This window comes from Solicola gregarius (genome assembly GCF_025790165.1).
Classification (GTDB): Bacteria; Actinomycetota; Actinomycetes; order Propionibacteriales; family Nocardioidaceae; genus Solicola; species Solicola gregarius.
The window spans coordinates 1,188,138-1,205,735 of sequence record NZ_CP094970.1 but is presented as its reverse complement, the minus strand read 5'-3'; the positions used below and the strand labels follow the sequence as shown (position 1 = coordinate 1,205,735).

General features: G+C 68.1%; 17 protein-coding genes and 1 pseudogene. 10 read left to right on the top strand and 8 right to left on the bottom strand.

The genetic code is table 11. From position 1 onward, the window contains the following. Window positions 1-1,827, top strand: a complete 1,827-nt coding sequence (locus L0C25_RS05990) for a bifunctional sugar phosphate isomerase/epimerase/4-hydroxyphenylpyruvate dioxygenase family protein (RefSeq protein ID WP_271635524.1) — start codon at window positions 1-3, stop codon at window positions 1,825-1,827. On the opposite strand, the gene L0C25_RS05985 is transcribed toward L0C25_RS05990, so the two are convergent. From L0C25_RS05985 to L0C25_RS05975, 3 genes are read right to left on the bottom strand one after another with little or no spacing between them, the layout of a single operon-like run. After that, the gene (locus tag L0C25_RS05985) at window positions 1,817-2,752 is read right to left on the bottom strand and encodes a class I SAM-dependent methyltransferase (protein WP_271635523.1); all 936 of its coding nucleotides are present in this window, start codon (window positions 2,750-2,752) and stop codon (window positions 1,817-1,819) included. The genes L0C25_RS05990 and L0C25_RS05985 overlap by 11 nt on opposite strands. A 49-nt stretch (window positions 2,753-2,801) precedes the next feature. Further along, window positions 2,802-4,088: an RNA polymerase sigma factor gene (locus L0C25_RS05980; protein ID WP_271635522.1), complete on the bottom strand. Its 1,287-nt coding sequence runs from the start codon at window positions 4,086-4,088 to the stop codon at window positions 2,802-2,804. A 15-nt stretch (window positions 4,089-4,103) separates the two neighbouring features. Beyond that, on the bottom strand, window positions 4,104-4,526 hold the full coding sequence (locus L0C25_RS05975) for a YciI family protein (protein WP_271635521.1): 423 nt from the start codon (window positions 4,524-4,526) through the stop codon (window positions 4,104-4,106). Between the two features lie 183 nt (window positions 4,527-4,709). On the opposite strand from L0C25_RS05975, the gene L0C25_RS05970 reads away from it, so the two are divergent. The 3 genes from L0C25_RS05970 to L0C25_RS05960 all read left to right on the top strand — a co-directional run bounded on the left by L0C25_RS05970 (window position 4,710) and on the right by L0C25_RS05960 (window position 6,296). Then, window positions 4,710-4,943: a DUF433 domain-containing protein gene (locus L0C25_RS05970; protein WP_271635520.1), complete on the top strand. Its 234-nt coding sequence runs from the start codon at window positions 4,710-4,712 to the stop codon at window positions 4,941-4,943. A gap of 6 nt (window positions 4,944-4,949) precedes the next feature. Continuing rightward, a complete protein-coding gene (locus L0C25_RS05965) occupies window positions 4,950-5,321 on the top strand; it encodes a DUF5615 family PIN-like protein (RefSeq protein ID WP_271635519.1) in 372 nt (123 codons plus the stop codon). A 78-nt stretch (window positions 5,322-5,399) separates the two neighbouring features. Continuing rightward, the gene (locus L0C25_RS05960; RefSeq protein ID WP_271635518.1) at window positions 5,400-6,296 is read left to right on the top strand and encodes an aminoglycoside phosphotransferase family protein; all 897 of its coding nucleotides are present in this window, start codon (window positions 5,400-5,402) and stop codon (window positions 6,294-6,296) included. A 178-nt stretch (window positions 6,297-6,474) separates the two neighbouring features. On the opposite strand, the pseudogene cuyB reads toward L0C25_RS05960, so the two are convergent. Then, a pseudogene (cuyB, locus tag L0C25_RS24185) lies at window positions 6,475-7,167 on the bottom strand (cysteate racemase); the annotation flags it as partial. Between the two features lie 158 nt (window positions 7,168-7,325). Here cuyB and L0C25_RS05955 point away from each other — a divergent pair. The 4 genes from L0C25_RS05955 to L0C25_RS05940 all read left to right on the top strand — a co-directional run bounded on the left by L0C25_RS05955 (window position 7,326) and on the right by L0C25_RS05940 (window position 11,127). Then, on the top strand, window positions 7,326-7,820 hold the full coding sequence (locus L0C25_RS05955; RefSeq protein ID WP_271635517.1) for a RidA family protein: 495 nt from the start codon (window positions 7,326-7,328) through the stop codon (window positions 7,818-7,820). 11 nt (window positions 7,821-7,831) lie between these two features. Further along, window positions 7,832-9,124, top strand: a complete 1,293-nt coding sequence (locus L0C25_RS05950; RefSeq protein WP_271635516.1) for an amidohydrolase/deacetylase family metallohydrolase — start codon at window positions 7,832-7,834, stop codon at window positions 9,122-9,124. Window positions 9,125-9,241: 117 nt separating this feature from the next. Then, window positions 9,242-10,165, top strand: a complete 924-nt coding sequence (locus L0C25_RS05945) for a hypothetical protein (protein WP_271635515.1) — start codon at window positions 9,242-9,244, stop codon at window positions 10,163-10,165. Further along, window positions 10,162-11,127 (top strand): HAD family hydrolase, encoded by a 966-nt coding sequence (locus tag L0C25_RS05940; protein WP_271635514.1) that lies wholly within the window; start codon window positions 10,162-10,164, stop codon window positions 11,125-11,127. The genes L0C25_RS05945 and L0C25_RS05940 overlap by 4 nt, the downstream gene beginning before the upstream one ends. A gap of 36 nt (window positions 11,128-11,163) precedes the next feature. Here the strand turns inward: L0C25_RS05940 and L0C25_RS05935 are convergent, their stop codons facing one another. From L0C25_RS05935 to L0C25_RS05925, 3 genes are all read right to left on the bottom strand, one after another. Then, window positions 11,164-12,207 (bottom strand): S-adenosylmethionine:tRNA ribosyltransferase-isomerase, encoded by a 1,044-nt coding sequence (locus tag L0C25_RS05935; protein WP_271635513.1) that lies wholly within the window; start codon window positions 12,205-12,207, stop codon window positions 11,164-11,166. Beyond that, the gene (locus L0C25_RS05930; protein ID WP_271635512.1) at window positions 12,204-12,911 is read right to left on the bottom strand and encodes an SDR family NAD(P)-dependent oxidoreductase; all 708 of its coding nucleotides are present in this window, start codon (window positions 12,909-12,911) and stop codon (window positions 12,204-12,206) included. Before L0C25_RS05930 ends, L0C25_RS05935 begins: the two co-directional genes overlap by 4 nt. A 155-nt stretch (window positions 12,912-13,066) precedes the next feature. Next, window positions 13,067-13,504: a PaaI family thioesterase gene (locus L0C25_RS05925; RefSeq protein WP_271635511.1), complete on the bottom strand. Its 438-nt coding sequence runs from the start codon at window positions 13,502-13,504 to the stop codon at window positions 13,067-13,069. A gap of 73 nt (window positions 13,505-13,577) precedes the next feature. Here L0C25_RS05925 and L0C25_RS05920 point away from each other — a divergent pair, with 73 nt between their 5' ends. Together L0C25_RS05920 and L0C25_RS05915 are read left to right on the top strand one after the other, a co-directional pair. Further along, window positions 13,578-15,035: a purine-cytosine permease family protein gene (locus tag L0C25_RS05920; protein WP_271635510.1), complete on the top strand. Its 1,458-nt coding sequence runs from the start codon at window positions 13,578-13,580 to the stop codon at window positions 15,033-15,035. Next, window positions 15,032-15,577 (top strand): cysteine hydrolase family protein, encoded by a 546-nt coding sequence (locus tag L0C25_RS05915; protein ID WP_271635509.1) that lies wholly within the window; start codon window positions 15,032-15,034, stop codon window positions 15,575-15,577. Before L0C25_RS05920 ends, L0C25_RS05915 begins: the two co-directional genes overlap by 4 nt. Window positions 15,578-15,888: 311 nt before the next feature. On the opposite strand, the gene L0C25_RS05910 is transcribed toward L0C25_RS05915, so the two are convergent. Next, window positions 15,889-17,556, bottom strand: coding sequence for a dolichyl-phosphate-mannose--protein mannosyltransferase (locus tag L0C25_RS05910; RefSeq protein ID WP_271635508.1), 1,668 nt, complete (start codon window positions 17,554-17,556; stop codon window positions 15,889-15,891). Between the last annotated feature and the right edge of the window lie 42 nt (window positions 17,557-17,598).

Sequence of the window (17,598 nt, the reverse complement as noted above, 5' to 3'; positions counted from 1 at the left end):
GTGCGACGCTCGATCGCGACGGTGTGCCTGAGCGGAAGCCTCGAGGAGAAGCTGACCGCTGCCGCGGCGGCCGGCTTCGACGGGGTCGAGATCTTCGAGCCCGACCTCGTGGTCAGCGACTCCAGCCCAGAGGAGATCCGTGCTCTCGCCGACCGGCTCGGCCTCAGCATCGACCTCTACCAACCCTTCAGGGACTTCGAGGGCGTCACGCCCGACCTGCTCGAGGCCAACCTGCGCCGGGCGCGTACGCGCTTCGAGGTCATGCGGCGACTGGGCGCGGACACCATTCTCGTCTGCAGCAACGTCGGGACGGCGACCATCGACTCCGACCAGGTGTCGGCCGACCAGCTGCATCGGTTGGGCGATCTCGCGGCGTCGTACGGGATCCGGGTGGCGTACGAGGCATTGGCGTGGGGCACGTACGTCGACGACTATCGCCACTCCTGGCGCATCGTCGAGCGCGTCGACCACGAAGCGGTGGGGGTGTGCCTCGACAGCTTCCACATTCTCTCGCGGGGCCATGACCCCGCTGCGATCGAGGACATCCCGGGCGAGAAGATCTTCTTCGTCCAGCTCGCGGACGCGCCGGCGCTCAGCATGGATGTGCTCTCGTGGAGCCGCCACCACCGGCTCTTCCCCGGCGAGGGCGCGTTCGACCTGGGTCGGTTCGTCGTGCACCTCGCTCGGGCCGGGTACGACGGCCCGCTCTCGCTCGAGGTATTCAACGACACCTTCAGACAGACCGACACGCGGCGGACCGCAGAGCACGCGCTGCGCTCGCTGGTCTGGCTCGAGGACCGAGCCGCCCGACTCCTCGGCCCGACCGATTCGCTGAGCCGGATCGCAGACGTCGACGTACCGACCGGCCTCGACTACGTCGAGATCAAGGCCGAGGACACCAGCGGGGTCGAGGTCATGCTCGACCAGCTCGGCCTCGTCTTCCGGGGGAAGCATCGGACCAAGTCGGTACGCCTCTGGTCGGCCGGCCAGGCGCGGATCGTGCTCAACGAGGAACATGCCCGCGACCTGGAGCCGCACGTCGCCGGTGTCGGGTTCCAGGTACGCGACGCCGCCGCGACCAGCGAGCGCGCACGAGACCTGGCCGTACGACCGGCCGCGCGTCGTACGCACGCGGGCGAGCAGCGGCTCTCCGGGTTCGTGGCCCCCAGCGGGCTCGAGGTGTTCCTCAACGGTCGCTCCGCGGGCGGCGCCGAGCCGTTCTGGGCCGAGGAGTTCGAACACGGCCACGTCGCGAGCGACAGCGGCGTCGCGTCGGTAGATCACGTCAATCTGGCGCACAGCTGGGAGGCCCACGACGAGGCGGTTCTCTTCTATACAAGCGTCCTCGGCCTTGAGGCGCCGAGCGCGACGGAGATCGCGGGACCGCAAGGCCTGGTGCGCAGCCAGGTGATGAGCAATGCGAACGGCAGCGTACGGATCCCGATGAATGTCGCACCGGCCGGACAGACGCGCTTCCCCGAGCACGTCGCGCTGCGGTGCGACGACGTGGCGGCGGTCGCCCGGCACGCGCGCGAGCGTGGCCTCCGACCGCTGCCCGTTCCGGCCAACTACTACGACGACCTACGCGCGCGGTTCGACCTCGCCGACGATGTCCTGGAGCGCCTGCGGAGCAACGACCTGCTCTATGACCGCGACGATCGCGGTGAGTTCCGACACTTCTACACACCCCGGATCGGACGCGTCTTCTTCGAGGTGGTCGAACGCGTCGACGGGTACGACGGCTATGGCGCGGACAGCGCTCCGACCCGCCTCGCTGCACAGGCGCGCCTCGACCGGTTGGTGGCGCCGCGATCCACTAGCGCTTGATACAGACGTACTCGAACGTGTCGGGGGCGCGAACGGGGATGATCAGCCGGTTGAGGAAGTGCACGCGCTCGAAGAACTTGTCGCGTACGCCGTGACTGACGTGGGAAAGCAGGACGAACAGGAGGCGTTCGACACTCGCGTACGGACGGTCCCGCCGTCGAGCCACCAGGTCGAACCCGGCCTCGTCGATGAGCCGGCGCAGCGTGCGGTCATTGTGGATCTGGCTGGTGTTGGGCACCAGGATGTACCAGCGAGAGCCGAACAGGCGTCCCCACAACGACCGGCAGTCGTAGGTGTTGAACGCCCAGACGCCGCCGGGTCGCAACGCGGCATGAAACTTGGCCATCACGGCCGCCGGGTTGCGCAGGATGGTCATGACGCCCCAGGAGGCGATCACATCGAACGACTCGTCCTCCAGCTCGACGTCCTCGATCGATCCGGCTCGCACGGGCACGCCCCATCGATCCGACGCGTACTTGGCCATCGGCTTCGAGATCTCGACGCCCTCGGCATCGAACCCGCTCTCCTTGGCCTCGGCGAGGAAGAACCCGGCGGCCGACGCGACCTCCAGCAGGTTGCGCCCTGGTGCCTTGTCGCGGAAGCGGTCGATGCGTCCGCGCGCCGTGCGGCGCAGATAGCGTTCGCCGCTGAGGAACGAGTAGTAGTTGAGATTGTTCTCCCGGCCCTCGAAGAACTCCTCGGAGTCGTACACCGTGTGCAGCGAGTCGGTGGTCATGCGCGGGTTCGCGTACAACGTGCCGCACCGTACGCAGACGCCGAAGCACAGGTCGATGTCCTGGAACTTCTTCCGTAGCTGCCTGCCGACCTCGTCGAAGCCGCAGACCGGGCAGGTTGCCGGTTCGAAGTCGATGGATCCCAGAGGTCGGAACTCTGGGTCACTCTCGGGATGCCCGCGTTGTTCCATCCGCACACCTTGCCATGGAAAGGCAGGTTCGAACAGTGCAGCGAGCGATTCACCCGAGCTCGCCGCGCTTGCGCTCCAGCACCGCGCGCTCACGTTCGTTGCTGCACAGGCGAATGGCTCGTTCGAGCTCCGTACGTGCGGCATCGACACGCCCCAGGCGGGCGAGTAGCTCCCCGCGCACTCCCGGCAGGAGCTGTGAGCCCGGCAGCGCATCGGCCGCCGCGAGCTCGTCGACGATCGCCAGCGCAGCTGCCGGTCCCTCGGCCATGGAGACGGCGACGGCTCGGTTGAGATCGACCACCGGGGACGGAGCGAGTCGACCGAGCGCCTCGTACAGGAGGACGATCCGCTCCCAGTTCGTCGCGTCGACCGACGGTGCGACGGCATGACACTCGGCGATCGCCGCCTGCAGACCGTACGCGCCGAGTCCTCTTCCCGCGCGTTCGACCCGGGCCAACGCCGCTCGACCTCGACGGATCGCCGCGCGGTCCCACCGCCGGCGGTCTTGGTGCTCCAGCAGCACGAGCTCGCCGTCGGCACCGGTGCGGGCGGGGAAGCGAGCGGCGGTCAGCTCGAGGAGCGCGAGCAGGCCGTACGTCTCCGGATCGTCCGGAACCAGGCGGGTGAGCAGTCGAGCGAGGCGTTGCGCCTCGCTCGCGAGGTCGAGGCGGATCAGGTCTTCACCGGAGCTCGCCGACGACCCCTCGGTGAAGATGAGGTAGACGACGCTGAGCACGGATCCGAGTCGCTCGCGGCGCTCGTACGCGGGTGGCAGCTCGAACGGGACGTGCGCCGCGCCAAGCGTCTTCTTCGCTCGCGTGATGCGGGCTTGCACGGTCGCCGTCGGCACGAGGAACGCCCTCGCGATCTCGTCGCTCGTCAGGCCGCCGACCACCCGAAGGGTCAGCGCCACCCTGGCCTCCCGGGACAGGACGGGGTGGCAGGCGATGAACGTCAACGCGAGGACGTCGTCGTCGATCCGGTCCGGATCCCACGGCACGTCCTCGGCGTCGCTGATCTGATCCGCGGGTGCACCGCCCGAGGCGGCGCCGCCCTCTCCCAGGTCGTGAGCGAAGGCGGCGTACCTCTCGTCGAGCGCGGAGCGCCGTCGGAACGTGTCGATCGCCCGGCGTCGGCCGACGCTGAGCAACCATCCGACAGGGCTGCCGGGCACGCCGTCGCGCGGCCAGTTCACGAGCGCCTCGGCGAGCGCCTCCTGCGCGACGTCCTCGGCCAGCGCGAAGTCGCCGGTGTAGCGTGCGAGCGCACCGACGATCCGCGCCGACTCGATCCGCCAGACCGCCGCGACGGCGTCACGCCCGGTCGGGTCTGCCATCGGTCACCGTCCGGTTCAGAGCTGGCCGGTGGCTTCGCGCCAGGCGCGTTCCTTCGCGATCCACGGGTTGTCCTGCGGGAGCTCGTCGATCGAGGTGACGCGCCGGATCTCTGCCTTGCTCCCGGGGCCTGCCAAGGGTGCCCGCTTGGCCCACTCGACGGCCTCCTCCCGGGAGGTGACGTCGATGATCCAGAAGCCGGCGAACAGCTCCTTCGTCTCGCCGTACGGCCCGTCGGTGACGACGGGGGGCTCGGATGAGTAGTCGACGACCACGCCGGACGAGGGGTCGGGGTCGAGCCCCTCGGCCGCCAGCAGTACGCCCGCCTGGATCATCTCGTCGTTGAACCTGCCCATCGACTCCACGATCTCGCCGAAGTCGACATCCTGGTACGCGGCGAATGTCTCGTCGTTGGCGCGCATGATCAGCATGTACTTCATGGTTAATGTCTCCCTGTTCCGTCGGGCCCGCCATTCGGACCCTCTCATGCCCAGGTCGAACGGGCACCCCCGTCGATCGACACGCGCCACGGCCGTTTTCGGGCGGCGTTCGCCGTCAGTGCCCGCGCCTACTGTTTCGACAAGACATTGGCCCCAAGAGGAAGCGAGTGCACAATGGTTGTTATGGCGGGCGCAGACGAACTCAGGAATCGGATCACTGTTGATCCGATGGTCTTGCACGGCAAACCTGCCCTTCGCGGGACGCGCGTTTCGGTCCAAGCCGTTCTCGAGCTCCTTGCCTCCGGCATGACGTTCGAGGAGGTTCTAGCGGACTATCCGTACCTGGAACGCGAAGATCTACTGGCAGCGCTGGAGTATGGAGCAGCTGCTTCTGGTGGCCAGACTGTGACGCTGTAGTTCGTCGTGCGGTTCATCGTCGACGCGCAGCTGCCGCCGCGCCTCGCCCGGTTTCTCGATGCGGCCGGGCATGAGGGGCAGCATGTCGCCGATCTTCCGACCGGTGTCACTGCCTTGGACGCTGAGATCGCAGCGCACGCAGACACAGACGACGCCGTCGTTGTGACGAAGGACGCCGATTTCCGCTACTCCCACGCTGCAACCGGGAGCCCGCGGAGGCTGCTGCTCGTCATGACTGGCAATACGTCGAACGCCGCTCTGATCGAGTTGTTCGGCCGCCGATTGGACGAACTTGCTGCGGCGCTGACTCTGGCGGACTTCGTAGAGTTGCACGGAGAGTTGATGGTCCTTCATCGGCGGTTTCACAACGAGTCTTGACATCCACGCGCTCCGCGACTGCACCCGCCGCTGCCTCAGGATGGCGCGGTCTCGGACATCGAATGCCACGATGCTGTCATGGTCATGCACGAAGGGCAGCGCGAGATCGACGGCCGAACCGTCCGTCGCCTGGTCGACGACCAGTTCCCGCAGTGGCGGGGGCTTCCCGTACGAGCGGTCGCGGGCGGCACCGTCAACGCGATCTTCCGCGTCGGCGACGAGGTGGCGGCCCGTTTCCCGTTGCAGGGCGTGGATCCGGGTGAGGTCCGTGCGTCGCTCGAGGCCGAGGCGACTGCCGCAAGGGAGCTCGCCGACCACGCGACCGTTCCGGTAACGGAGCCCGTTGCGATCGGCGAGCCCGGTGATGGCTATCCGCTGCCGTGGAGCGTGCAGACGTGGCTACCGGGAACCATCGCGACGATCGACGACCCGGCGGCGTCGCCGGAGTTCGCGGAAGACCTCGCCGCGTTCATCGCGCGTCTTCGTACCGTCGCCACCCGAGGGCGGACGTTCGTCGGCGATGGTCGCGGCGGCCACCTTCCCGATCACGATGACTGGATGGAGACCTGCTTCCGGCGCAGCGAGAGTCTGCTCGACGTACCGCGTCTGCGCGCGATCTGGGCCGAGCTGCGTACGCTCCCCGAGGTCGACGCCGACACCATGTGTCACGGCGACCTGATCCCACCCAACCTGCTCGTGCGCGACGGTCGCCTCACCGGCGTACTTGACGGAGGAGGGTTCGGCCCGGCCGACCCGGCGCTCGACCTGGTCGCGGCCTGGCATCTGCTGGACGCACCCCGGCGCCAGGTCTTCCACGCGTCTCTCGGAGGTGGCGAGGTGCAGTGGCGGCGCGGGATGGCGTGGGCGTTCCAGCAGGCGATGGGGCTGGTTTGGTACTACCGTGCGTCGAACCCGCCGATGAGCCGCTGGGGCAGACGTACGCTCGAGCGGATCGTCGAAGCCGACGCCGGCTGAGCCCGAACGACCGGGCTACTGCACGGCGGCTCATTTCAAAGCGGGTACGCGAGTTCGGGCTCGCTCCACTGCCGCCTCGGCGAGAATCTGCGTGGCGTCGATGATCGGTACGGGCAAGCGTTCGCGGTCCAGTGCGATGGGCAGTTCCGAGCAAGCCGCGATCACGGCGCGCTCCGCGGTCGATGAGCTCCCTCGCCGACCGCGCGACCGCGGCCCGTGCCTCGCGATCGATCGATCCGGCCTTGACCCGCGAGATGCCGCGCATCACGCGTTCCTGGCCGATGTGGTCCGGCGCGAGCACGCTGGCGCCGGTGGGTTCCAGGGAATCGCGGTACATGCGACTGCGTACGGTCGCCGTCGTTGCCAGGACACCGACGGTGCCGGAGCGGCCGACGTGTTCGACCACTCGCCGACAGGTCTCCTCGATCATGTTCAGGAAGGGAACGTCCACCTGGTTCTCGATCGACGTCAGGAACGCATGCGCAGTGTTGCAGGGAACCGCGATGAACGCCGCCCCCGCGGCCTGTAGCCTGCGGGCGCCCGCGACGAGGCTCGGCACCGGGTCCGGGCCGTCCTCGAGAAGTGCCGCGGTGCGATCGGGAATGGTCGGGTCGGACCAGATGAGGGTACGCAGATGCTCCTGATCGGTACCGGCCGGCGTCGCGCGTACCAGCTTCGCGTAGAAGTCGGCGGTCGCCGCCGGCCCCATGCCGCCCAATATTCCGATGATGTCGGCACGCGCGGGATCCGACAACTCAGAGCACCCGGTCGAGGAAGGCGAACACGGTAGTTCGTTCGTCGGCCGACCTTGACCACGGAGCGTTATCCGTTTAGCAGATAGCGACCATCGCGTTTTCGCGATTAACGCCACGCCTCGGCGTTGTTAGCGTCAGCACACACTCACCGCCAGGCTTCCGACGATGTACGCACACGTCGGCGAGGGAACGAGTCTCGGTGGCGGAGATGCGCGTCGACGTGCTTCGGGAAACGGTCGGCGAGCATTGGGGACCCATCGACCAGGAGGCATCCATGAGCTCGACCAGACGAACATTCATCCGGAAAGCGCCGATAGCCGCAGCGTCGGCTGCCGCCGCGACGACGGCACTGGGAGCGGCCGTTCCGGCGAACGCCGACGGTGGGAAGCAAGGTCCGCCGTGGCTGTTTCCGAGGAAGAAGGTGAACTGGCTCGGGGAGAAGCCGGAGAACCCGCTGTTCAGCCCGGTCGTGACGTACGGCGGACTCGTCTTCATCTCGGGCATCGGGGCGCACTTCGACGGAGACATCCGCGAGCACACCGACCATGTGCTCAACGAGGTACAGCGATACCTCGAGGCGGCCGGATCGTCGATGGAGAAGGTGCTCAAGGTGAACGTCTACCTCGGCACCCTCGACGACTACGACGGAATGAACGAGGTCTTCCTCGGCCGGTTCGGATCCGAGCCCGGCGTACGTACGACGATCGCCGCTGCCGCAGGCATTCCCGGCGACTCCCTCGTCGAGATCGACTGCATCGCATGCCGATGAGAGGACTGGACATGACGAACAGACGGAGCGCGACGGCGATCCTCGGTGCGGCGGCCCTGCTGACCGTCACCGGCGCAGCCGCCACGAACGGCGCGGTTGCCAATGATGCGAAGGCGACCACGAGCGCAGAGCCGGCGTACGAGCTGCTGATCGACGACGGCCACGTGATCGACCCGAAGAACGGCACCGACGAGGTGATGGACGTCGCGGTCGAGGACGGCAAGATCGCGGCGGTCAGCGAGCAGATCGACCCCGCCGAAGCGGCGCAGACCGTCGACGCGTCCGGGATGTACGTGACACCGGGCCTGATCGACATGCATGCACACATGTTCACGGGGCCCAACGACGCGTACGCCGCAGGCAAGCTCGCGGTTGCGCCCGACGGGTTCACGTTCCGTTCCGGGGTCACGACCGCGGTCGACGCCGGGTCGCCCGGCTGGCGGAACATCGATCGATATCGCGCGCAGGTGATCGACCGCTCGAAGACCAGAATCCTGTCGTTCCTCAACATCGTCGGCCACGGGATGGCGGGGGCGAACTACGAGCAGAACCTCAATGACATGCGGGTCAAGCCGACCGCTCGCGCCGCACGCGAGAACAGCGACGTCATCGTCGGGATCAAGACGGCGCACTTCGAGGGCCCGGAGTGGGCGCCGGTCGAACGCTCGGTCAAGGCGGGAGACATCGCCGGCGTCCCGGTCATGGTGGACTTCGGCGCGAACCTTCCGGAGCGCCCGATCGACGAGCTGCTGACGAAGAAGCTGCGCCCCGGTGACGTGTACGCACACATGTACTCCGGACTGCGCGGCGAGCTCACGCCCGACGGGAAGGTGAACCCGGGGATGATCGAGGGCCGTGAACGAGGCGTGAAGTTCGAGGTCGGGGATGGCGGCGGCAGCTTCGCGTGGGACGTCGCGGTGCCGGCGATGGAGCAGGGCTTCGAGCCGGACATCATCTCGACCGACCTGCACATCGAGAGCATGAACTCGGGAATGAAGGACCTGTCGAACGTGATGTCCAAGCTCCTCACGCTCGGCATGCCGCTGCCGGACGTGATCGAGGCCTCGACCTGGGAGCCCGCGCAGACCATCGGGCGTACCGAGCTGGGCAACCTGTCCGAGGGCGCACCCGCGGACGTCGCGGTGTTCTCGCTCGACGAGGGCGAGTTCGGTTACGTCGACAGCTTCGGCCTCCGGCTCGACGGTGACGAGAAGCTGACCGCCCAGCTGACGCTGCGCGAGGGCGAGGTGGCGTGGGACCTGAACGGCATCGCGGCACAGGAGTGGACACCCGACCACGACTGACCGCCCGTCGTACCCGAACCCCGCTGGGCCGCACGTTTCGGCCGCGACACACCGGCGTGTCGCGGCCCAAACGTGCGGCCCAGCGGGGAGTACGTCACCTGCTGTTAACGTTCGGCTGTGTCCGAGCCCACTGCGCGCCCTGATACGCCACGCCGCGTGCGCAAGCGGGTCATGGCACTGCACCGATCCGGCGATCGGCCCGAGGCGGAGTACGCCGCACTGCGAGCAGAGCTCGACGCCGTCGCGGCGGCGGAACGAAACCTGCCGTGGCGGCAGGCCGACATCCTGCTCGACGTGCACTTCCGCCTCAACAGCCGGCGGGTCATCCGCCGACTGGCCAGGGTGCGCCGCACCTGTGACAACCGGGGCGAGCCCGATCGGTACGAGCGCCTGTGGGCGAAGGTTCAGCAGCTCCTCGGCGAGCTCACCCTCAGCACCCATGGGTACAGCCCGCGGCTCGCGCTGCGCTCGCCCGGCGACCTGTGGCCGCAGGTCGGCACCGTGCTGGATCGGCTGGGCGCCGCGGGCTACCCGGCCTTCGTGAACTCGGGGACATTGCTCGGCCTGGTGCGTGGCGACGGGGTCATCGCGCATGACGACGACGTCGACCTCGCCGTTGTTCTCCACGCCGACGATGCCGATGCTGCGGCGTACGAATGGCTGGAGCTGCGTCGGCGCCTACGTGAAGACGGCCTGCTCGACATCGAGTTCGACGAGCGTGCGTTGGTGCACACGAAAGCGGCGTCGCCGGATGGCCTGCTGATCGACCTGTTCCCGGGATGGATAGGCGACGGCCGGCTCTACCTGTGGCCGTACTCCTTCGGAGATGTGGCCGTCGAGGATGTCCTTCCCCTGACGGCGGTCGCCGTCGACGAAAACTCCGACCTGCCCGGGCCGGCACGGCCGGAAGCCCTGCTCTCGGCAAACTACGGCGATGACTGGCGTACCCCGGATCCGCTGTTCGCATTCGACTGGGCTTCCGCGAAGGAGCGCTTCAGTCACTTTCGCGACCTGGTCAAGAACGGGTACGTGGCGCAATGAGCAGGACGCTCTGGCTCCATCTCGGGACGTTCAAGTCCGGCTCGTCCCGGATCCAGCAGGAGGCCTGGCGACAGCGCGACGATCTGCAGCAGCACGGCTGGCTGTACCCGATGACCGGGGTCGTCACCGACGAACCCGAGGTCGGTCACCGGCACTCACACCTCGTCTACTACCGCAACGACGCCGAGGTCTGGCCCGAGCTGCTCGAGGGCCTCGTCACCGAGGTCGGCACGAGTGATGCGACGAACGTACTGATGTCGTCGGAGGCGTGGAGCGATCCGTACGCCGCGCCCGCGTTGACGGAGACGCTGACCGCGCTGCGTACGGCCGGCGCCGTCGACGACGTGCGCGGCGTGCTGTATCTCCGCAATCGTTACGACTACGCCCGCTCGCTGTACCGGGAGATGACGCGGCGGCGGGCCAATGTTCGGCCGCTGCACGAGTGGGTCGATCTTCCTCGACGACAGCGGATGCTCAACCCGCTGGTCGTGGTCCGGAGCCTGACGAAGACGCTCGACCCCGGTTCGGTCGAGGCGTACCCCTATGAAGGGTCCGGCGACATCGGGCAGCACTTCTTCGGTCTGCTCGGCCTCACCGCGGCGCCGCAATCACGGCCGGCGAACCCAGGCCTCGATGCGCTCGAGGCGGAGGCGTACCGGCAGCTGAAGCTGCTCGCTCCCGAGCTGCAGGACCACTGGCCGGGGCTGTACTCCCTCTCGCCTCGGGAGCGGTGGCCGGTAGACGTGACCGAACGATTCGGGCCCGGTCAGCTGGACATCGACCAAGGCTGGCGCCGTCGGTTCAGGCGCCTCACGGGTTGGAGTCGCGAGGAGGTCGACCGGCTCCTTGCGCGTCCGGTCGACTCGGGCGAGGACGTGCTCACGTACTCCGACGAGGTGCGCACGGTGGTGGAGACGTGGTTGGGCGTACGTTCCCGCCGAGGTACGGATTCCCGCCAATAGGCGGGCGCCTATGAGCGGGAATCCGTACCTCGGCGATCAGGGCAGGAGCAACGCGCTGTCGCCGAACTCGTGCCACAGGTAGCGCTCGGCGAGCGCCGCCTCGTACGCGCGTCCGACGATGCGGCGGCCGGCGACCGCCTCGAGCAGCAGCAGATGGCTGGCCTGCGGCTCGTGCCATCCGGTGACGATGCCGTCGACCATACGAACGCCGCGCCCCGGGCCGATCACCAGATCGGTCCAGCCCTGCGCCGCTCGTACGCTGCCGTCGTCGCGCGCCGCCGACTCGATCGCCCGCGTGGCCGTCGTACCAACCGCGATCACACGCCCCCCGGCGCCGCGTGCGTGGTTGATGCGACGGGCCGCCGCGTCCGAGACCTCGAAGCGCTCGGATAGTGGTGTCTCGTCGGCCTCGAGCGACGAGACACCCGTGTGCAATGTGATCGGCACGATGTCGATGCCCGTTGCGACGAGCCTGGCGACCAGGCGATCGCTGAACGGCCTTGCTGCGCTGGGCATCTCGGCGCTCCCTGGCTCGCGGGCGAACACCGTCTGGTAGTCGCGGAGCGGCCAGGTGTCGCCGACGTACCCGTACGTGATCGGACGGCCGTGCCTCTGGAGGTACGACGGCAGGTCGGTGGGCAGGTCGAGAACCGCACGCCAGATGCGGGAACCCGCTTGTGTGCTGGCGTCCGGGTACGCCGACGCGAGCCTGACACTGCCGCCCTCGACGGCGATCCGCTCGCCGGAGCGCCCGTCTCGAATGCGGCACGAGCCGTCGTCGCAGCGCAGCTCCACGAGGTAGGTGGCGTCGGCGAGCGGACTGGACAGGTGGACGGCGACGTGACGGCCGTCCGGTCGTACGCCTTGGATCGCCGCCGGAACGGTCGCGGAGTTGTTCACGACCAGGACGTCGGGCGGCTCCAGGAAGTCGCCGAGGTCGCGGAACTGCACGTGCGTGACTCCCGAAGCCGTGGCGACCAACAGGCGTACGTCGTCTCGGGCGATGCCGCGCGACTCGGGCGGGCCAGTTGCCGACAGCGAGTCCGGCAGCTCGAAGACCGTTGCCGCCTGCGGCCTCATGCGACTCCTCGCGCCCCGGCGAGATCCGCGGCGGTGACTCGTGCGGAGCCGGGCCGCTCGTCGACCAGCCGCAGCAGTGCGGGTACGACTGTCGCCGCCTCGGGACGGTCGGAGATGTCGTCGTCGGGGAACGCGGCCTGGTGCAGTGCCGTACGCATGTCGCCCGGGTCGAACGCGTACGCGCGGATCTCCGGTTGCTCCTGCGCGAGGATCGCGGTCGCGTGGTCGAGTGCGGCCTTCGACGGGCCGTACCCGCCCCACCCCTCGTACGGCTCGACGGCGGCATCGGAGCTGATGTTGACGACGATGCCGCGCGCCTCGACGAGGTACGGGAGCACCGCACGGGTGAGAGACAGCGGCGCGATCACGTTCGTGTCGTACACCGTGCGCAGTGTCGCGACGTCGATCTCGGCAAGCGTCGGCATCGGACTCGCCCCGATCGTGCTCGCGTTGTTGACGAGCAGGTCGAGGCGGCCGGCGTTGCGTACGGCGTCGACGAGCCGGCGCCGGTGGGCGGGTTCGTTGACGTCGCCGGCGATGGCGGTGGCCGACCCGCCCCACGCTCCCGTGGCCTCGTCGAGCGGGCCGGGCGTACGAGCGTCGACGATGACCTGCCAGCCACGCGCGACGAGTGCGCCGGCGAGCTCGTACCCGAGGCCCTGCGATGCTCCGGTCACGACGGCGGTGTGTTGTTCGTTAGTCATACCGCGAACGTAGAACCTCAAGGCTAGTTGAGGTCAAGGGCGGCCGCACGCAGAACCTTTACCATGTAAACATGGTAAAGGTTCGCTTTGCATGGTGAATTCGCCGTGCAAAGTGGATGTTTACCATGTTTACATGGTAAACATCCAAGAGCACCCTACCCCGCTGCCGGGACCTCGCCGCCACGCGCGACGACCGTGCCCTGTCCGGTGGCGCAGATGGTCTGCTCGCCGGACTCGTCGACCGCCATGACATCGCATCGGCATACCACCTGCCGCCGCGTCGCGTGCACGACCGAGGCGTACGCGCGCAGCTCGCGCCCCTTGCCCGGTGCGAGGTAGCTGATGGTGAACCCGCTGGTCAGCACGGCCGGACCGAGCACCGTGCCGGCGGCGAACGTGACCGCGTTGTCGACGAGGTACGCGAGCACGCCGCCGTGTACGAACCCGAACTGCTGACGCAGGTCGTCGCGGATCTCGAGACTCAGCTCGGCCCGGCCGTCGCCGAACTTGTCCAGCCGAGTACCGAGCAGGCGGCTGAACGGCTGTGCCTCCAGCACCTCCCGGGCGTTGTCGGACGTGAGTGCTGCGGACATGAGACCTCCGGGTGCGCGATGCCGATGGAAAGAATAGGCGACAGGTGTCGGTGCCATCGGGTAGAACATTGCCATGACGACGCAAGAAGGCCCGACCGTCAAGGGTGTCGGCAGCATCGAGCTGAACGGCATCAACCTCATCGACGAGTCCGAGCGCAAGGGCACACCGAGGAGCCTGTTCTGGCCGTGGTTCTCGGCCAACGTCTCCGTCTTCGGCATCAGCTACGGCTCGTTCGTACTCGGCTTCGGCCTCTCGTTCTGGCAGGCCGTTGCGGCGAGCCTGATCGGCATCGTGTTCTCGTTCCTGCTGTGCGGGTTCGTCGCGCTGGCCGGAAAGCGCGGCTCGGTGCCGACGATGGTCGCGAGCCGGGCGACGTTCGGCGTACGCGGCAACGCACTGCCGTCCTTGCTGTCGTGGATCCTCACAGTCGGCTGGGAGACCGTGCTCACCGCGCTCGCGACGCTCGCGACCGCCACCGTCTTCGACGAGCTCGGCTGGGGGAGCGGCGACGGCATCAAGGTCGCGGCGCTCGTCGTCGTCACTGCGCTGATCGTCGGCGCCGGCGTGCTCGGGTTCGACACCATCATGCGGCTCTCCGCGTACATCACGGTGATCGGCGCCGTGCTCACCGTCGTCTACATGGTCCTGGTCGCCGACCACATCTCCTGGTCGACGGTGAGCGACCTGCCGTCGGGTTCGACCGAGTCGTTCATCGGAGGGCTGACCCTGATGATGACCGGGCTCGGGCTCGGCTGGGTGAACATGGCGGCCGACTACTCGCGCTACCTGCCTCGCAACGCGTCGAGTGCGAGCGTCGTGGGATGGACGACGTTCGGCGCCGCGCTCGCGCCGGCGATCCTGGTGCTGTTCGGCCTGCTGCTGGCGGGCTCCTCGCCGGAGCTGTCCGGCGCGATCGGCCTCGACCCGATCGGTGCGCTCGCCTCGCTGCTGCCGACCTGGTTCCTCGTACCGTTCGTCATCGTCGCCGTGCTCGGCCTGGTCGGCGGGGCGGCACTCGACATCTACTCCTCCGGCCTCGCGCTGCTCAGCCTCGGGCTGCCGGCCCCGCGCTGGGCGGCGGCAGGTATCGACGGCGTGATCATGTTCGTCGGCACGATCCTGATCGTCTTCGTCGCCGACGACTTCTTCGGACCGTTCCAAGGCTTCCTGATCACCCTGGGCGTACCGATCGCAGCATGGTGCGGCGTGATGATCGCCGACATCGCGATGCGCCGCCGCGACTACGCGGAGGCGGAGCTGTTCGATCCGGCGGGTCGCTATCGCGCCGTCAACTGGGTCTCGGTCGGGCTGGTGGTCGTCGGCACCGTCGTCGGCTGGGGTCTCGTGACCAACACGTACGCCGACTGGCTCGACTGGCAGGGCTACCTGCTCGATCCGCTTCAGTTCGCCGGTGGCAAGGAAGGTACGTGGGCATTCGCGAACCTCGGCGTCCTGTTCGCACTCGTGATCGGCTTCGTCGGATCGCTGCTGCTCAACCGCTCGGCCGTTCGTCGCGAGGAGGAGCGGTGACCGACGGCGAGGCGTGGCTCGTCGTCGTCGACATGCAGCACATCTTCGGCGACGCCGACAGCGAATGGACGACGCCCGGCTTCGACGAGATCGTGCCGCGCATCCGCGCGCTGGCGGAGCAGTTCGGCGATCGGGTCGTGTTCACCCGGTTCCTCGCACCCGAGCGCCCCCAGGGCGCGTGGGTCGACTACTACCGGCAGTGGCCGTTCGCGCTCCAGCCGCCCGACGCGCCCGCGTACGAGATCGTCGATGCGCTCGACGTACGCGACCGGCCGGTCGTCTCACGTACGACGTTCAACAAATGGGGCGATGAGCTCGACGAGGCAACGCAGGGGAGCCGCAAGTTAGTCGTCACCGGGGTCTCGACCGAGTGCTGCGTCCTCACCACGGTGCTCGCCGCCGCCGACGCGGGCGTCCAGGTGACGGTCGTACGCGACGCCGTCGCCGGCCCGACCCCCGAGCTCCGCGACGCATCCCTCGCCGTCATGGAGACGTACGCCCCGCTCGTACAGGTGGTCTCCACCGGCGACCTGCCCACGTGACCGACGAGCAGTCCGGTCAGCCGTGTGCGAACCCTTCCACTTCTGGATTGTGCGCGTGTCGATGCATGCTCGGCCGGGGACTGCCCACTTGGCTGACGAGTAGCCCGCAGTCCGGTCAGCCGTGTGCGAACCCTTCCACTTCTGGATTCTGCGAAAGTTGATGCGTGCTAGGCCAGGGATTCGCCACATGACTGACGAGAAGTCCGACCGTGGGCCGATGTGGGGTGGGGCCTGGGAAGGTTCACGAAACGTAAAGCGTCAGCAGTGAGGGAACCTTCCCAGGCCCCACCCCACATCGCGGGAACGGCGACCTAAATCCAACGGTTGAACCAGATCAACTGGTTCCAGTGGTCGAGGCTGATGATCTGGTACGCCAGGATCGGATAGAAGTACGCGAACGCCGCGACGGCGAGCGCCACGTACGTCCCGATGGCGACGGCGCCCCAGCGGCGGCGGGCCGGAGAGGCCCGCGGTCCGCCGAACACCACGCCCATCACCAACGTGATCGCGATGATCGTGAACGGCAGGATCGCGACGGTGTAGAACGAGAAGATCGGTCGGTCGTCGTACTGGAACCACGGCAGCCAGGTCGTGGCCACGCCGAGCACCGGGATCCCGAAACGCCAGTCGCGACGGACGATCCACTGCCATGCGGCGCCGATCAACGCGGCGACGCCAACCCACCAGATGACGGGGTTGCCGAGCCCGAGCACCTGGCGTACGCACCCGCTCTCGGTGCATCCGCCGGCTCCCGCAGGCAGGTCGGTCTGTGTTGCCATGCTGACCGGTCGGTTCAGCAGCAGCCATCCCTGCGGGTTCGACTGGTACGGGTGCGTCTTGCCGGCCAGGTAGTCGCCGGTGTGGAAGCTGTACACGAGCTGGTGGTAGTGCCACAGCGAACGGAATGCCTGCGATGCCTCGCCGACGAAGCCCGACGGTTCCTCGTCGACGTACGAGCCCCACGCCGGATTGTCGTTGAACCCGTGGCCGAACTGCGCCTCGTACGCGTCGTGATGGATGAGCCATCCGGTCCAGGTCGCCAGGTAGACGACCACGGCGACGCCGACGATGGAGACGAACGCGGGTAGGCCGTCGACGAGGGCCGACTTGATCCACGCGGCGCGCACCCCGATCCCGCGCCGGGCACCGACGTCCCAGGCGTACGCCAGCAACCCGAAGGCGGCGACGACATAGATCGCGCTCCACTTGGTGCCGCACGCCATGCCGAGACAGACGCCCGCCGTGATCCGCCACGGACGGAAGAGCAGGGCGCGTACCGGCCCGAATCCCTCGATCGGTGAGGTGACGTGCGTACGCGCGAGCCTGGCGCGGCCCCAGTCGCGGTCGGCGACGAGACATGCGACGCCGCAGACGATCCAGAATGCGAGGAGTACGTCGAGCAGGGCGATGCGCGACATGACGAAGTGCAGTCCGTCGAAGCAGAGCAGGAGCCCGGCGACACAACCCAGCGGGACGGAGCCGGTGAGCCGGATGACCAGGCGGGCGAGCACGAGCACCGTCAACGCGCCGACGACCGCTGCGGCGACGCGCCAGCCGAACGGCGTCATGCCGAAGAGGTGCTCGCCCGTCGCGATGATCCACTTGCCGCCGTCGGGATGCACGATCTCGCTCGGGACGTCCTTGAAGATCCCGTCGAACCGGCCGTCGTTGATCCGCGTATCGGCGTTGTCGGTGAAGTCGCGTACGTACCCGTACTTCAGCAGCGAGTACGCGTCCTTGGCGTAGTACGTCTCGTCGAAGGTGATGTGTTTCGGTTCGCTGATCCGCCATACCCGGATGGCGAGTGCGAGCAGGGCGACCAGCGACGGCCACAGCCACGGGTGGTCGAGGGTCGAGCGCCGGCGGATCGGGGTGAGCCGCTGGGAGATCGCCGGAAGGAGCGCGCCGAACCGGTCGCGGCCCAGGCGCGTGACGGGTGAGGACACGTTCGTACGCGCCGCCTCCGAGTCCACCGTCACCCGCACGATGCTAGCCGCCGCGCCCCACCCGCCCCGTGCTCC

Coding starts and splice junctions, on each gene's coding strand:
- L0C25_RS05970 (WP_271635520.1), top strand. CDS start 4,710: ATGGCGGGCGCAGACGAACTCAGGAATCGGATCACTGTTGATCCGATG.
- L0C25_RS05930 (WP_271635512.1), bottom strand. CDS start 12,911: ATGACTAACGAACAACACACCGCCGTCGTGACCGGAGCATCGCAGGGC.
- L0C25_RS05960 (WP_271635518.1), top strand. CDS start 5,400: ATGGTCATGCACGAAGGGCAGCGCGAGATCGACGGCCGAACCGTCCGT.
- L0C25_RS05980 (WP_271635522.1), bottom strand. CDS start 4,088: ATGGCAGACCCGACCGGGCGTGACGCCGTCGCGGCGGTCTGGCGGATC.
- L0C25_RS05925 (WP_271635511.1), bottom strand. CDS start 13,504: ATGTCCGCAGCACTCACGTCCGACAACGCCCGGGAGGTGCTGGAGGCA.
- L0C25_RS05975 (WP_271635521.1), bottom strand. CDS start 4,526: ATGAAGTACATGCTGATCATGCGCGCCAACGACGAGACATTCGCCGCG.
- L0C25_RS05955 (WP_271635517.1), top strand. CDS start 7,326: ATGAGCTCGACCAGACGAACATTCATCCGGAAAGCGCCGATAGCCGCA.
- L0C25_RS05985 (WP_271635523.1), bottom strand. CDS start 2,752: ATGGAACAACGCGGGCATCCCGAGAGTGACCCAGAGTTCCGACCTCTG.
- L0C25_RS05950 (WP_271635516.1), top strand. CDS start 7,832: ATGACGAACAGACGGAGCGCGACGGCGATCCTCGGTGCGGCGGCCCTG.
- L0C25_RS05940 (WP_271635514.1), top strand. CDS start 10,162: ATGAGCAGGACGCTCTGGCTCCATCTCGGGACGTTCAAGTCCGGCTCG.
- L0C25_RS05935 (WP_271635513.1), bottom strand. CDS start 12,207: ATGAGGCCGCAGGCGGCAACGGTCTTCGAGCTGCCGGACTCGCTGTCG.
- L0C25_RS05920 (WP_271635510.1), top strand. CDS start 13,578: ATGACGACGCAAGAAGGCCCGACCGTCAAGGGTGTCGGCAGCATCGAG.